At 57.8% G+C, this 13,996-nt stretch carries 12 protein-coding genes and 6 tRNA genes; 6 read left to right on the top strand and 12 right to left on the bottom strand.

The features are described from left to right. Positions 1 to 663 precede the first annotated feature (663 nt). A tRNA-Ser gene (locus tag G5380_RS13135) sits at positions 664 to 751 on the bottom strand. A 197-nt stretch (positions 752 to 948) separates the two neighbouring features. Here G5380_RS13135 and G5380_RS13130 point away from each other — a divergent pair. Beyond that, on the top strand, positions 949 to 1,698 hold the full coding sequence (locus G5380_RS13130; protein ID WP_005340211.1) for a DsbA family protein: 750 nt from the start codon (positions 949 to 951) through the stop codon (positions 1,696 to 1,698). 296 nt (positions 1,699 to 1,994) lie between these two features. After that, a complete protein-coding gene (locus G5380_RS13125) occupies positions 1,995 to 2,897 on the top strand; it encodes a permease (protein ID WP_421352799.1) in 903 nt (300 codons plus the stop codon). Here G5380_RS13125 and G5380_RS13120 read toward each other — a convergent pair. Together G5380_RS13120 and hemL are read right to left on the bottom strand one after the other, a co-directional pair. Continuing rightward, positions 2,812 to 3,627: a hypothetical protein gene (locus tag G5380_RS13120; protein WP_421352798.1), complete on the bottom strand. Its 816-nt coding sequence runs from the start codon at positions 3,625 to 3,627 to the stop codon at positions 2,812 to 2,814. The genes G5380_RS13125 and G5380_RS13120 overlap by 86 nt on opposite strands. A 217-nt stretch (positions 3,628 to 3,844) precedes the next feature. Further along, on the bottom strand, positions 3,845 to 5,131 hold the full coding sequence (gene hemL, locus G5380_RS13115; protein ID WP_421352797.1) for a glutamate-1-semialdehyde 2,1-aminomutase: 1,287 nt from the start codon (positions 5,129 to 5,131) through the stop codon (positions 3,845 to 3,847). A 244-nt stretch (positions 5,132 to 5,375) separates the two neighbouring features. On the opposite strand from hemL, the gene clcA reads away from it, so the two are divergent. From clcA to erpA, 3 genes are all read left to right on the top strand, one after another. Continuing rightward, positions 5,376 to 6,764 carry a H(+)/Cl(-) exchange transporter ClcA gene (gene clcA / locus G5380_RS13110; RefSeq protein WP_033136489.1) on the top strand — a complete coding sequence of 463 codons (1,389 nt, stop codon included), beginning with the start codon at positions 5,376 to 5,378 and terminating at the stop codon, positions 6,762 to 6,764. 91 nt (positions 6,765 to 6,855) lie between these two features. Then, positions 6,856 to 7,551: a DUF6776 family protein gene (locus tag G5380_RS13105; protein WP_213390412.1), complete on the top strand. Its 696-nt coding sequence runs from the start codon at positions 6,856 to 6,858 to the stop codon at positions 7,549 to 7,551. Positions 7,552 to 7,638: 87 nt separating this feature from the next. Then, a complete protein-coding gene (gene erpA, locus G5380_RS13100) occupies positions 7,639 to 7,989 on the top strand; it encodes an iron-sulfur cluster insertion protein ErpA (protein ID WP_005340225.1) in 351 nt (116 codons plus the stop codon). Positions 7,990 to 8,127: 138 nt separating this feature from the next. Here the strand turns inward: erpA and nhaC are convergent, their stop codons facing one another. Continuing rightward, the gene (nhaC, locus tag G5380_RS13095) at positions 8,128 to 9,537 is read right to left on the bottom strand and encodes a Na+/H+ antiporter NhaC (protein WP_005357819.1); all 1,410 of its coding nucleotides are present in this window, start codon (positions 9,535 to 9,537) and stop codon (positions 8,128 to 8,130) included. 301 nt (positions 9,538 to 9,838) lie between these two features. Here nhaC and G5380_RS13090 point away from each other — a divergent pair, with 301 nt between their 5' ends. After that, positions 9,839 to 10,048, top strand: a complete 210-nt coding sequence (locus tag G5380_RS13090) for a hypothetical protein (protein WP_005357820.1) — start codon at positions 9,839 to 9,841, stop codon at positions 10,046 to 10,048. Here the strand turns inward: G5380_RS13090 and G5380_RS13085 are convergent. The 8 genes from G5380_RS13085 to glgC form a co-directional block, all read right to left on the bottom strand. Then, entirely contained in the window at positions 10,043 to 10,315 is a 273-nt protein-coding gene (locus tag G5380_RS13085) for a late competence development ComFB family protein (protein WP_421352796.1), read from the bottom strand. The genes G5380_RS13090 and G5380_RS13085 overlap by 6 nt on opposite strands. Positions 10,316 to 10,424: 109 nt before the next feature. Next, positions 10,425 to 10,510: transfer RNA gene (locus G5380_RS13080), tRNA-Leu, on the bottom strand. Positions 10,511 to 10,581: 71 nt separating this feature from the next. Further along, positions 10,582 to 10,667, bottom strand: a tRNA-Leu gene (locus tag G5380_RS13075). A gap of 46 nt (positions 10,668 to 10,713) precedes the next feature. Further along, positions 10,714 to 10,799, bottom strand: a tRNA-Leu gene (locus G5380_RS13070). Between the two features lie 44 nt (positions 10,800 to 10,843). After that, a tRNA-Leu gene (locus G5380_RS13065) sits at positions 10,844 to 10,929 on the bottom strand. 53 nt (positions 10,930 to 10,982) lie between these two features. Continuing rightward, positions 10,983 to 11,068: transfer RNA gene (locus tag G5380_RS13060), tRNA-Leu, on the bottom strand. A gap of 128 nt (positions 11,069 to 11,196) precedes the next feature. Beyond that, positions 11,197 to 12,657 (bottom strand): glycogen synthase GlgA, encoded by a 1,461-nt coding sequence (gene glgA / locus G5380_RS13055; RefSeq protein ID WP_421255273.1) that lies wholly within the window; start codon positions 12,655 to 12,657, stop codon positions 11,197 to 11,199. Further along, positions 12,647 to 13,864: a glucose-1-phosphate adenylyltransferase gene (glgC, locus tag G5380_RS13050; RefSeq protein WP_005340236.1), complete on the bottom strand. Its 1,218-nt coding sequence runs from the start codon at positions 13,862 to 13,864 to the stop codon at positions 12,647 to 12,649. The genes glgA and glgC overlap by 11 nt, the downstream gene beginning before the upstream one ends. Between the last annotated feature and the right edge of the window lie 132 nt (positions 13,865 to 13,996).

Below are 13,996 nucleotides of genomic sequence, written 5' to 3'. Positions count from 1 at the left end.
TGTGGCATTCGCCATGCGAGAGTAGGACACTGCCAGGCACCCAATTTAAGAACCCCGCTCATCGAGCGGGGTTTTTTATTACCTGAAACTCAGAAGGTAGCCTGATTTTTTACCGGCCCTATCTCCTTTCCTCTGTTCTTATTGTTACTCGGAGCTACTTTCTGGTTCCACAAATAGCCTGATGTTCCGCTTGGTACTCTTTCTTCACTGAACCGCTGTCGCTCTATATGGCGGCTCTGGCGTAGTCATGATCCACGAATCCTATGCTCGCCCGTACGCTACGATCTCTTGCTTGCGATCTTTCCTGGGCATCTGCGTCCTGTGTTAGCTGAAGTCTTTCTTTTTGAGCCCTCTGTTTGTCCATGATTTTGTTAGTCGCCCACTGACGTTATGCCAGAGAGTGTGTTGGCTGTGCTAACACGCAGGCGCAGTGGTTGCTGCTTTGGGTCCTTGTTGTTTGGGATAATAAGGAATTGGGAAGGGATACCCGCAGGAACGCAGAGGTTAGATGTTGGTAGGGGATCTTGTGGTGGCTATTGAGCCTGCAGGTGGGAAAATTAATGGGGGCGCTGAAGAAGGCTAATGTGTTGAGATCTATGAGGAATGACAAATCGGAGGCAAATAAAAAGCCCACGCAACATGGTTGCATGGGCTCGGTATGAATGGCGGAGGAGGTGGGATTTGAACCCACGGATGGTCGCCCATCGCCGGTTTTCAAGACCGGTGCATTCAGCCGCTCTGCCACCCCTCCGCAGCAGTGCGGCGAATATTACCATGCTGATCCGGCTTGTAAATCCCCGTCCGGTTCGATTGCTGGTTAATTGCGCTAAATGACATGAAAAAGTGGCAATCAGAGCATATCAAGCGCTTTTTTGGCCAGATAACTTGACTTGAAAACAGACTCAACCACTATAGTGGCCTCTATCATATCCTCTGCAAGATAACGTTATGACTATTAAAAATGCCCTGTTTTGCGCGCTGGCTGGCGTGACCCTGCTGGCGACGCCGGTACATGCAAGCGAGCTGACCAAAAGCGATGTCGAGCAAATCGTTCGCGACTATCTGGTCAAGAATCCCGAGATCCTGGTCGAGATGTCCAATGCCCTGCGTGCCAAGCAGGAGAGCCAGCAGGCCGAGAGTGACAAGGCGCTGATCAAGGCTCACTCCAAGCAGCTTTATGCCAATCAGGATCCCGAGATGGGGAATCCGAAGGCGTCGCTGACCATTGTAGAGTTTTTCGATTACAACTGCGGTTACTGCAAGCGGGCCCATCCGCTGGTCAAGCAGCTGATGGCGGAAGACAAAGACATCCGGTACATCTACAAGCAGTTCCCCATTCTGAGCGAGTCCTCCTACTTCGCAGCCCGTGCTGCGTTGGCGGTCCAGCTGGGTCAGCCTGACAAATACCAGGCGTTCCACGAGAAGCTCTATAGCCATCAGGGCCCGCTCGCTGATGAAGCACAGGTCAAGCAGTTGGCAGTGGCGGCCGGTGTGGACTGGAGCAAGGTGGAAGCCAAGATCAAGGATGGCAGCATTGACCAGAACCTCGGTACCAACCGTGCGCTGGCGGAAGCGCTCGGTATCTCCGGTACCCCGGCCTTCATCATCGGTGATCAGATCCTGCGCGGTGCTCCCCGTGATCTGGCCAGCCTGAAGGGGTTTATCAAGGACGTGCGTGCCGGCAAGAGCATTCAATAAGCTGTTGTCCTGGTCGAGGCCCCTGCGCCCCGGCCAGATACAGAAAGAGGGTCGGTATCACTACCGGCCCTCTTTTTTATTATGTCCTTTGGCACAAGTGGTCGTCGCGAAAGGACCATAACAACGTGCTCAGGACCCGGCCTGTTGGCCTCAGTAACAAGTATTAGCAGAGTCGTTCGGAGTCTATTGATAAATATTTCGCCTCGCAGAGGTGTGTCGTGAGCATTGCTTAATTCCGGTCAAGATTTTTTCTGCTGCTTGCCTTAGAATCGCCGCCCGTTGCAGGAGAAACCCCTATGTTAGTTGATATTTTACGGCTGGTTTTTATAGCCGGAGGCCTCGTATTCATCTTTATGCTGGTGCAAGCCTGCTGGCGGAAGAAGCAGAGTGGATCCTTTGAGGCGACACCCTTCTGGCCGGTGGCGTTGATCGGTGGGGTTGCCAACTTTCTCGATACCCTGGGGGTGGGCAGCTTTGCGGTAAAGACCGCCTGCTACAAGCAGTTCAAGCTGATCGATGATCGGGTGCTGCCGGGGACCCTAAATGGGCAGTGCGTGCTGCCGACCGTGACTCAGTCGCTGATCTTCGTCGGCGCAGTCGCAGTGGAGCCGCTGACGCTGATCAGTATGATGATGGCCGCCGCAGCGGGCGCAGCTTGGGGCGCTCGTCATGTGGCCTCGTTTGATCGGCAGACCATCCGGTTGGTGATGGCTATCTCCTTACTGGTCGTTGCAGGGCTTATCTTTGCCGGTCTGCTGGGTCTTTTCCCTGTAGGCGGCGATGCGATGGGGCTCAGCGGCTACAAGTTGGCGATTGCCCTGCTTGGCAATTTTATCTTCGGAGTGCTGATGAATGTCGGTATCGGCTTGTTTGCCCCCTGCATGACGTTGGTTTATCTGCTGGGGATGAATCCGCTGGCGGCATTCCCCATCATGATGGGCTCCACCGCCGTGCTCAGCGTCTTCTCCGCAGGCACCTTTATCCGCAAAGGGGCGTTTGATGCCAAAGCCGTGCTGGCGGTAGCCATCTTTGGCCCCATCGGTGTGGTGCTGGCCGCCATGCTGGTCAAATCCATGGATATGGCGATGCTGAAGTGGCTGGTTGCCTTTATCGTCATCTATACCTCCTGGACCATGTACGCCTCCTGGCGGGCGGCACGTCGCGCCCCTGTGCAACTGGCGGTGGAGAGCGCAGGCTAGCCTGTACCAGTGCCGCTTCGGCCTTGGCCCCCAGAAAAACATAGAGGCCCAGCGCCAGCAGCAAACCCACCGCACACCCCATCACTCCGACCGCAGGCCAGAGCAGCTCGCTCTGGCCGAGCGAGCCTTTGAACAGCAGCAACAGCCCCTCGATGGAGACCGCGATCAGAATGGCGGCGATAAAGCGGGTGATGGTGCGACGAATGGCGCTGTGGCGGAAGATATCCTTATGCAGCAGCACCTCCTCTTCCAGAATGGTCTTGCCCAGATCGAACACCGCCAGTGCCAGCGTCAGGAAGATGATGGCGCTAAAGGCGCCGAGCTGGTTCTGCTGCTCGCCGCACAATAGCTGGTAGAGCTGCTCCAGCCCGTGCCAGATCAGGGTAGCGACGATCAAAAACAGCGCCATGCTGAGCACCACATAGACCGCCTTGAACCAGGGCATGGCGCGGCGGCGCTCCCTGTCCCCCATCAACCAGCCAATCAGCTGATTCAGACAGACGGTGATCTCCCGTCCTTGCCCCTGCACGATAAGGTGCAACCGGTTATGGGCGGCCGGTGCCGCAGGCTGGATGCACATCGGCCCCTGATAGTGGTCAATGCTGACGACAAAGGGATACCCCTTGAGCGAGGCAAGGGGAGCGCTGAGCAGCCCCTGCAGTAGCGGGGTCAGCTCCTCCTGATACTCCTGATAGCGCCGCAGCACATCGATGGGGCTCATCTCTGCCATATGGACCTCGGTGACGTGGGCTCTTGTGGTGAATGTGCAAATAGTGGGCCTGCTTTATGACAGGGATGGCGGGGTAAGTTGCACCAGAGAATGACAAATCGGTGGATTACGAGGGGGTAATGCACCAGAAATGGGCGTATTGCCGCCCTGTGTGGTGATGGAGTCTCTGTAATAGAAAAGGGCCCATGACGGGCCCTTTGCGACAACCAGCGGCGATTTAGCCAGCCAGCTTGGCGAAGCTGCGTTCGGCGGCGGCCAGAGTGTGTTCAATCTCCTTGTCGCCGTGAGCCAGCGACAGGAAGCCTGCCTCGTAGGCGCTCGGCGCCAGATAGACGCCCTCTTCGAGCATCAGGTGATAGAAGCGCTTGAAGCGTTCCATATCGCAGCGAGTGACCTGCTCGTAGCGGGTGATTTCGGGCTCGTCGGTGAAGAAGAAGCCGAACATGCCGCCCACATAGTTGATGGCGAGCGGGATACCGTGTTTGGCGGCGGCCGCTTTCAGTCCCTCGGCAACACGAGCTGTCTTGGCGCTCAGCTGCTCATAGAGACCCGGCTCCAGCAGCAGATCCAGCATGGTCAGACCGGCCGCCATGGCCACCGGGTTGCCGGAGAGAGTACCCGCCTGATAGACAGGGCCGGTCGGGGCAATGTGCTGCATCACCTTCTTCTTGCCGCCGAAGGCGCCCACAGGCATGCCGGCACCGATGATCTTGCCGAGGGTGGTGAGATCCGGGTCGATGTTGTAGTGGCCCTGGGCGCCGCGCAGGGAGACGCGGAAGCCGGTCATCACCTCGTCCAGGATCAGCAGGGCGCCGAACTCGTCACAGATGGCGCGCAGCCCTTCCAGGAAGCCGGTTACCGGCGGGATGCAGTTCATGTTGCCGGCCACCGGCTCGACGATGATGCAGGCGATCTCGCTGCCGTATTGGGTGAAGGCTTCGCGCACCGAGTCCAGATCGTTGAACACACAGGTGAGAGTGTGTTTGGCGAAGTCGGCCGGTACGCCCGGGCTGTTGGGCTGACCCAGGGTCAGGGCGCCGGAACCGGCCTTGACCAGCAGGGAGTCGGCGTGGCCGTGGTAGCAGCCCTCGAATTTGACGATCTTGTCGCGGCCGGTGTAGCCGCGGGCCAGACGAATGGCGCTCATGGTGGCTTCGGTGCCGGAGTTCACCATCCGTACCTGCTCCATGGAGGGGACGAGCTGGCGCACCTTCTCAGCCATCAGCACTTCGATCTCGGTCGGTGCACCGTAGCTCAGCCCCTTCTCAACGGCCTTGATGACGGCGGCCTTGATAGCCGGGTGGTTGTGGCCCAGCAGCATGGGCCCCCAGGAGCCGATGTAATCCACGTAGGCCTGACCATCCACATCATAGAGATAGGCACCATCGGCGTGATCGATGAAGCGGGGCGTGCCGCCGACCCCATTGAAGGCGCGGACCGGTGAGTTGACGCCACCCGGAATGGTCTGGCGGGCCTGTTCAAACAGCTGATCTGATTTTGACATGGATCATCCTTAATGGGATTTTGGTCGTCACACAAGGGATTGCAGCCGATTGAGACTCGGCAGGCCGGAGCATCAGGAGTATGCTTTGCGCTCTCGCCACCCGGACTCTCGGTCTGCTCCCGTGACAAAAATTTAACGGGCCGACTATAGCAGAAAGCCCCAGCCCTGGGCAGCCGAGCAACGCGCCGGGTGATCCTGATCTCAGCTAGCTGACGATATGGTTTTTCCAAGTTGGTGTAACAAGATGGCGCAACAAGCTCTCTCCTCTGAAGCCGATACCTCTTCGCGGGGGCCGCTTTCCCGCATTATCCGGCAAGACAAGATGCCCTTGCTGGTGCTGTTGCTGGCGGCGCTGGTCGGCACCCTGGCCGGGCTGGTGTGCGGTCTGTTCGAATCGGGTGTCCACTGGCTGGCAGAACAACGCATCGCCTTGCTGGCAGACCGTCCCTGGTGGCAGCTCGGTCTGCTTGGCTTTGGCTTCAGCGCCTTGCTGGGATTTGTCGGCTACTTCCTCACTCATACCTTTGCCCCGGAAGCGGGCGGCTCCGGCATTCCCGAGATCGAGGGGGCGATGGACGATCTGCGCCCGGTTCGGTGGTGGCGGGTGTTGCCGGTCAAGTTCTTCGGCGGCATCTGTACCCTGAGCTCCGGTATGGTGCTGGGGCGGGAGGGACCTTCGGTACAGATCGGCGGCAACCTCGGCAAGATGGTGGCGGATATCTTCCGGCTGCCCAAGGAACATGGCCATGCCCTGTTGGCCGCCGGTGCGGCGGGCGGTCTGGCTGCTGCCTTCAATGCGCCGCTGGCGGGCATCCTGTTCGTGATGGAGGAGATGCGACCGCAGTTTCGCTACTCCTTTCTGGCCATCAAGGCGGTGGGGATCTCCGCCATCATGGCGACACTGATGCTGCAGAACATGAAAGGTCAGGGGGCGGTGATCACTCTGCCGCACTACGATGCGCCAGCCCTCAAGGCGCTCTGGCTATTCCTCTTTATGGGGGCCACCTTCGGAGTGCTCGGTTTTGTCTTCAACAAGCTGGTGCTGGCCTGTCAGGATGGTTATCTGGCGTTGCATCAGAACAAGCGCCACCGTTTTGTAGCCATCGGCATGCTGGTCGCCGGAACGTTTGGCGTGCTGTCGCTGTTTGCTCCCGCGGTGACGGGGGGCGGCACCGAGCTTATTCCCCATCTGATGGGGGATGAGTATGCGATGGCGACCCTGTTCCTTATCTTCTCGGTGCGGCTGGTTGCGACCCTCATCTGCTTCTGCTCCGGTGCCCCGGGCGGGGTGTTTGCGCCAACCCTGGCGTTGGGCACCCTGTTTGGCGTGGTGTTCGGCCATCTGTTTCATGCGGCGTTTCCGGAGCTTGGCATCGAGCCCGGCGCCTTTGCCATCGCCGGAATGGGGGCGCTGTTTGCTGCCACCGTGCGCGCCCCCATCACCGGTATCGTGCTGGTCACCGAGATGACCGACAACTATCAGCTGATCCTGCCGATGATGATCACCACGGTCGGGGCGACTCTGGTTGCCCAGTGGCTGGGTGGCCGACCCATCTATTCCCAGATCCTGGAGCGAACTTTACGGCTCGCCGCGCGTCAAAAGCGGGGTGATGGCAGCGCCACGGCCAGTTAATTTTTCCCTTTATCGCCTGTGACCCCGGTCCGGGCGGTATAGTGAAGGGAGAGGCGCTGCCGTAAATGGCGTGATAACGGGATGAGGGGCTATGTCCAATCTATTGAAGTTATTGGTCGTGTTAGCCGTTGGCGGGCTCATTGGTTACTTTGTCGGTAACCGTCAGGAGCTGGCCCAGAGCAGTCTGTTGGTGGTACAGCAGGAGACGCTGGATCGTCAGGGCAAGGCCATCGGCCAGCTCAAGACCGAATTGGGGGTGAAAGATACCCAGCTGGCGACCCAGAAAGCGGCCTTCGAGCAGTTGCAGACCACCCTGAAGAGTCAGGAGGCGCAGGTGCAGGAGCTCAAGCGCCAGCTGGCTTTTTTCGAGCGGATCATGCGCCCTACCGGCGAACAGGTGGGGGTGGTGATCGATAACCTGACCTTGCAGGAGACCAGCATTCCCGGTCGCTACCACTATCGTCTCGCCCTGACCCAGCCCGCCAAAAAGCGGGAGCTGTTTCGTGGTCAGGTGCAGATCCGGGTTGAGGGGAGCCTGGCTGATAAGCCGAAGACGCTGACCGGTCGCGATCTCGGAATGAAGGTGAGCGAGTGGCGTTATGCCCTGCGTTATTTCCAGCTGCTGGAAGGGAATTGGCAGTTGCCGGAAGGCTTTGTGCCGGATCGGATCCGTGTCACCATCAACAAGGATGGCAGGCAACCAGCGCAAGAGCTGCTGGTTGAGTGGGGCGAGGTGATCAAGCCGCTGGTCGCCACACCGCCTGCTCCGGTTCCCGCGGCCGGTTAAACGTGGTGAATACTTGAACTGAATGGTCGGGTATTGGATAATTTCGCGGTTTCCATGTTTGTGGATCTAATGGTTGTGAGGTCAGTAATGAGTGCAGTTGCAGAAGCCCCGCTGCCCATCCAGATGACGGATGCGGCGGCCAACAAGGTGAAGAACCTGATCACCGAGGAAGAGAATCCCGAGCTGAAGCTGCGGGTATACATCACGGGTGGGGGCTGCTCCGGTTTCCAGTATGGCTTTACCTTTGATGAGAAGATCAACGACGGGGACACCGTAGTCGAGAAGAATGGCGTCACCATGGTGATCGATCCCATGAGCCTGCAATATCTGGTAGGCGGCAGTGTGGATTACACCGAGGGTCTGGAAGGTTCACGCTTTACCGTGACCAACCCCAATGCCACCACGACCTGTGGCTGTGGCTCCAGCTTCTCCATCTGATCGGCGTATCGGTCTGATGAAACGGCTCTCGGCAACGAGGGCTGTTTTTGTTTGTGGTGATCAGTGTGCTCCATCAAACAGCATTTCTCTGAAACAACAAAGGCGCCTTGATGGCGCCTTTGTTGTTTGCAGGATGGCTTAGCGGGAGCTTGCCGCCGCGACCAGCGGGATCCGGTTCACCGCCTTGCCCATGTAGGCGAGGGTGATGGTCACAATGATGCAGGTGAAGCTCAGCCACATGTAGGGGAGGTAGTCGAGGGTGGCCACTCCCAGTACCCCGGCCATGAAGATGCCATTGTCGCTCCAGGGCACCATGCCGCAGGTGAGGGTGCCGCCAAACTCGGCGTTGCGAGAGAGGTTCTTGCGCGCCAGTCCCAGTCGGTCGTAGTTCTTGGCCATGATCTTGGGGGTCAGGATCAGCGACACATACATGGCTGAGCCGAACACGTTGGCCAGAAACGCGGTGCCGATGGTGTGGCTGGTCAGGCTGCCGACGCTATTGATGCGCTTCTCGAAGGCGCTGGCGATCACTTCCAGAATGCCAACCTTCTCCAGCAGGCCGCCAAACCCGAGACCGAAGATGATGACCGCGACCGAGCCCAGCATGGACTCCATGCCGCCGCGACCGAGAATGTTGTCGATAAAATCGATGCCGGAGGTGATGGCAAACGGACTATAAGCTGAGTGCATCGCTTTGACCGGATCCATGCCCTGGAAGGCGATGGCCCAGATCAGGCCCAGCAGGGCGCCGAAGCTGATCACCGGGAAGGCGGGCTTGCGGTTGGCCAGCAGACCCAGCACCAGCACCACGGGGACTATGGCCAGCGGGGTGATGTTGAACTGGTTGTCGAGAGCCTCCATCACCAGATTGACCTGCTCCAGGCTGACATTACCCGAATACTGCATGCCCACCACGGTGAACAGCACGGCGGTGATGACATAGGAGAGCAGGCTGATAGGCAGCATCCCCTTGATATGCTCCACCACGTCGACGTTGGACATGGTCGAAGCCAGCACTACTGAGTCGGAGAGCGGAGAGAGCTTGTCACCAAAATAGACGCCGGAGAGCACGGCACCGGCTACCAGCGGCGCAGGCACGCCGAGGCTGTGGCCGATCCCCATCATGGCGATACCGGCGGTGGCGGCAGAGCCCCAGGAGGTGCCGGTGGCCAGCGAGGTCAGGGAGCAGATGATCAGGGTCGCCAGCAGGAAGATGGACGGGTGAATCACCTTGAGGCCGAAGTAGATGATGCTGGGGACTATGCCACCGGCAATCCAGGTGCCGACCAGAGCACCGACGGAGACCAGGATCAGGATGGCCCCCATTCCCTTGGCAACGCCGTCAACGGCTGCCTGTTCCAGGGATTTGTAATCGTGGCCGAGTTTGATGCCAAGCCCCATGATGACGAACCAGGCGATGAACAACGCCAACTGGATCGGCAGATCGAGCACGCTGGTGAACGAGAATGCCAGGGCCAGGAAAATGGCCAGACAGGCAAACACCTGTGCCATGCCCGGTAGTCGGATGTGGTTTTGTTGGTTTTGCATAGATACTTCCTAAACTCTTGCTCGCCAAGGTCACTCCCTCTCGTCCTGTGGATACATCGATCCCGAGGAGGCAACCCAAAAAGAGGCCGCAATCTACCACAAACCCGGCGGGTTAAAGCCCCATCAAATTGGCAAAAATGCACATTTGATTGAAAAAATCACAAATTAGTTGATCTCATAACCCGTTTTTGAGCGGCCTGTTGACACAAGGGGTCACATACGAATCCTTCTTGTGGCGCCACTTGCATCCCCAGTAGATGAAGGTGATAATTATTATCAATTGTTGATTGGGGAGAAAACAATGCGCTGGATATTGCGGGGTATGATGTTGCTGGTGGCGGTGGCTGTACTCGCATGGGGTCAGGATAAAGAGTACGGCACCTGGAGTGCCGGTTTTCTGCTGGCTGCCTGGGTGATGCTGGAGCCCGGATTGCGGCCCGCCTTGATCTTGCTGCCAGTGGCCGGGTTGACCGGTATCGTTACCCTGCTCTGGCAGCAGCCCTGGTTATGAGCTTTTGACGGGAGCCAGCTTGATCTTCTGCTGTGCCACCTTGAGCGATTCGACCACCAGCTTTTCCATTTCGGTGCGCTTGGCGTCGGTCAGGAAGTAGATCATGTCGACATTGTGTCGAATATAGTGGGCCGGAAGCTGGTTGAGGGTGAGGCAGCAGAGATCGGCCATCTGATCGCTGTTGAGTTTTTGCTGCAGCCCCTGTTTCTCAATCTCCTTGAGCACCAGATGTTCGTAAAAGTTGTGAATGTCGGTATCCAGTATCATATGCGTTCCTTGGCATGACGATGAGCGGGCAGTCGTCAAAAGCATAGCCATAACAAGGAGTAAAAACAAAAGGCCCATCACTTTCGTGATGGGCCTTTTGCGTAATGAATGGTGCGAAGAGAGGGACTCGAACCCTCACATCCGTGGGACACTAACACCTGAAGCTAGCGCGTCTACCAATTCCGCCACCTTCGCACACTGATTTTCTCCAGCTGGTTTTTAAATGCGGTTGGAGCGCATTGCTCTGTGTTTACATGTCAGAATCATGGTGCGAAGAGAGGGACTCGAACCCTCACACCCGGGGGGCACTAACACCTGAAGCTAGCGCGTCTACCAATTCCGCCACCTTCGCACATTCGGGTTTCCAGTCTGGATTTACATGCTGTCTGGATAAAGCATGGTGCGAAGAGAGGGACTCGAACCCTCACATCCGTGGGACACTAACACCTGAAGCTAGCGCGTCTACCAATTCCGCCACCTTCGCACATTGTCTTACCAGTTTTGATTTGCATGCTGTCTGGAGAAGCATGGTGCGAAGAGAGGGACTCGAACCCTCACACCCGGGGGGCACTAACACCTGAAGCTAGCGCGTCTACCAATTCCGCCACCTTCGCACATTCGGGTTTTCTAGTTGGATTTACATGCTGCTGAATCAGCATGGCAGTATTGGTGCGAAGAGAGGGACTCGAACCCTCACATCCGTGGGACACTAACACCTGAAGCTAGCGCGTCTACCAATTCCGCCACCTTCGCATCACTGCGGAGGGGGATTCTATAGAGTTTTGGGGGAGCGTCAACAGCCAAAGGGGACTTTTTTCGCTGTTGACGCCCAAAGTGGCGCCAAGGGTACAAAACTTCAGCAATCAGCTGACGTTTGGCATTCAGTAACGGCCCAATGCGCTCTGATACATCCGTTCATACTGGGTGACCGAGTCAGGCCAGTTGAAGCGGGTGCTCATGGCATTGCGCTGTACCTTGGCAAAACGCTCTTTGTCCTGCAGGAAATAGAGCAGGCTGCGGCGCATGGTATCGAGCAGGATGGCGGCAGTCGGATCGTTAAAGCAGAAGCCGGTGGCATGCTCGGTATCGGCATCCCAATCCACCACGGTATCTTTCAGACCACCCACGGCGCGCACCAGTGGCAGGGTGCCATAGGCGAGACTGTACATCTGGTTGAGGCCGCAAGGCTCGAACAGCGAGGGCATCAGGAAGAAGTCGGCACCGGCTTCGACCAGATGAGCCAGTCGATCGTCATAGGTGTTGATGAAGGCGAGCTTGCCCGGATAATCCCGGGCCATGGTTTGCAGTTGCGTGGCGAGCGCAGGATCGCCAGAGCCGACGATCACCACTTGTACCTGATGGTGGAGGAATTTCTCCAGCGCAGGGAGCAGCAGGGGAACGCCCTTCTGCTCGGTCAGGCGGCAAACCATGCCGTAGATGGGCAAGTCCGCCACGGCCAGCCCCGCCTCCTGTTGCAGGCTCTCTTTGCAGATCTGTTTGCCAGCCATGTTGTCGATGCTGTAGGTCGCAGGCAGGAATTCGTCGAACTCCGGATCCCAGTCCTTGTAATCGCAGCCGTTGAGGATGCCACAGAGATCCGCGGCCCGCTGCTGGAAGATATGCGCCATGCCGTGGGCGCCGAGGTGAGTCAGCAGCTCCTGGGCATAGTTGGGGCTGACCGCATTGATCTTGTCGGCGTAGAGCACCCCGCATTTGAGCAGATTGACGTGGCCGTAGTCGTAGTTGATGCGGCGTTCGTAGTCGGCGATCTCGGGCATGGCCCAGAACTGCTCGCGGCCAAACACCCCCTGAAACGCCGCATTGTGAATGCTGATCACGCTGCGGGTCTGCTGGAAGAAGGGGTTGTGAGCGTGGCGGGTTTTTAGCAGCAGTGGCAGCAGGCCGGTGTGCCAGTCATTGCAGTGGGCGATATCCGGGGCAAAGCCAAGCTGCTCGCAGGCATGGAGGGCCGCGGCAGAGAAGAAGGCAAAGCGCTCGCCATTATCCGGATAGGCCTGATTGTTCTCGGCGTAGAGCTGGGGACGATCGAAATATTGCGGGCAATCGAGCAGATAGACGCAGACGCCATCCAGCTCCATCTGGTAGATGCGATAACCGATATCCGGCAGTCCCGGATGGGTTGGCAACCAGCGAGAAGCGACCAGTCTGGCCTCATCCCGTCGCTTTATCGTCTTGTAGAAGGGGAGCATGATCCTGACATCATGCCCCTTCTGGGCCAGGTACATCGGCAGGGCTCTGGCGACATCGGCCAGGCCCCCGGTCTTGACCAGCCCCTCAACCTCCGAGGCAACAAACAGGATTTTCAGTGGGTTAATAGCCAACTCTTGCTCCCTTAGGTACCACCACGATACCGCCTTCGGATACGGTAAATCGCTCTCTATCGTGGTCGAGATTTTCACCGATAACGGTGCCGGGTGCAATTTCAACATTTTTATCAATGATCGCGCGCCGGATGGAGCAGCCTTCACCAATCTTCACATCCCCCAGCAGCACGGACTCACTGATATGGCTGCACGCGCCGATATTGCAGCGGAAACCGAGGATGGATCGCTGGATCTGGCTGCCCTGAATGAAGCAACCGGCGGAGATCAGCGAGTTGGCGATCTTCACCTTGCACTCGTCGCTGTCGATGAAGGTGGCCGGTGGCAGCGCTGGATAGTGGGTGTGTAGGGGCCACTTGCGGTTATAGAGGGAGAAGGGAGGATTGTCGGCCACCAGGTCCATGTGCGCTTGCCAATACGAGTCGAGGGTGCCCACATCCCGCCAGTAGACGTGCGGTTTCTCGCCGGGGATGACGTTGGTGCTGTAGTCATAGACATAGACGGGGGCACGCGGGTAGAGGCTCGGGATCACATCCTTGCCAAAGTCGTGGCTGGAGTTCTCCTCGGCGGCATCCCGCTTCAACTCGCGGCAGAGGGCATCGGTCTCGAAGATGTAGTTGCCCATGGAGACCAGCGCCTGGGTCGGATCGCCGGGAATGTGCTTGGGCTGCTTCGGCTTTTCCTGAAAGCCGATCATCCGCCCTTCGGTATCCACCTCGATCACCCCGAAGGCGCTCGCCTCTTCGATGGGCATGCGCAGGGCCGCGACCGTCATGGCGGCGTTCTTCTGCTTGTGGAAGGTGACCATCTGGCTCACATCCATCTTGTAGATGTGGTCGGAGCCGAAGATGCAGACGTGATCCGGTTCGGCCCGCTCGATAAAGCCGAGGTTCTGATAAATGGCGTCAGCGGTGCCGTCATACCAGCGTTTGCCCATCCGCATCTGGGCCGGGATGGGATCGATAAAGCGGTCGGTGATGCCGACGATATTCCACCCCTTCTTCATGTGCAGGTAAAGGGACTGGGATTTGAATTGGGTCAGTACATAGATGCGCAGAAAGTCGGCGTTGACGAAGTTGTTGAGGACAAAGTCGATTAGCCGGTAGCTGCCACCGAAGGGGACGGAAGGCTTGCTGCGGGTGGTGGTCAGAGGCTGCAGGCGAGTACCTTCGCCACCAGCCAGGATCATGGTCAAAATGCCTGCCATCGTATTTCTCTCCCTGAATTAACAACATGAAAAGGTTTTCAATGTTCGGTATAAAAACACCCCTAAAGGGGTGGTTTTTATCGTGTGCTTAATACCTTATCAGATGCCGGATGGCGCTCTCTAGCTGTTTTA

Source organism: Aeromonas sp. 604443 (assembly GCF_049170315.1).
Taxonomy (GTDB): domain Bacteria; phylum Pseudomonadota; class Gammaproteobacteria; order Enterobacterales; family Aeromonadaceae; genus Aeromonas; species Aeromonas veronii_A.
Note: the sequence above shows the minus strand (reverse complement) of the source record. Positions and strands in the feature narration are given on the sequence as shown.

Excerpts from the sequence above, each read along its gene's own strand:
- G5380_RS13130 (WP_005340211.1), top strand. The coding sequence starts at position 949 with ATGACTATTAAAAATGCCCTGTTTTGCGCGCTGGCTGGCGTGACCCTG.
- G5380_RS13125 (WP_421352799.1), top strand. The coding sequence starts at position 1,995 with ATGTTAGTTGATATTTTACGGCTGGTTTTTATAGCCGGAGGCCTCGTA.
- G5380_RS13120 (WP_421352798.1), bottom strand. The coding sequence starts at position 3,627 with ATGGCAGAGATGAGCCCCATCGATGTGCTGCGGCGCTATCAGGAGTAT.
- hemL (WP_421352797.1), bottom strand. The coding sequence starts at position 5,131 with ATGTCAAAATCAGATCAGCTGTTTGAACAGGCCCGCCAGACCATTCCG.
- clcA (WP_033136489.1), top strand. The coding sequence starts at position 5,376 with ATGGCGCAACAAGCTCTCTCCTCTGAAGCCGATACCTCTTCGCGGGGG.
- G5380_RS13105 (WP_213390412.1), top strand. The coding sequence starts at position 6,856 with ATGTCCAATCTATTGAAGTTATTGGTCGTGTTAGCCGTTGGCGGGCTC.
- erpA (WP_005340225.1), top strand. The coding sequence starts at position 7,639 with ATGAGTGCAGTTGCAGAAGCCCCGCTGCCCATCCAGATGACGGATGCG.
- nhaC (WP_005357819.1), bottom strand. The coding sequence starts at position 9,537 with ATGCAAAACCAACAAAACCACATCCGACTACCGGGCATGGCACAGGTG.
- G5380_RS13090 (WP_005357820.1), top strand. The coding sequence starts at position 9,839 with ATGCGCTGGATATTGCGGGGTATGATGTTGCTGGTGGCGGTGGCTGTA.
- G5380_RS13085 (WP_421352796.1), bottom strand. The coding sequence starts at position 10,315 with ATGATACTGGATACCGACATTCACAACTTTTACGAACATCTGGTGCTC.
- glgC (WP_005340236.1), bottom strand. The coding sequence starts at position 13,864 with ATGGCAGGCATTTTGACCATGATCCTGGCTGGTGGCGAAGGTACTCGC.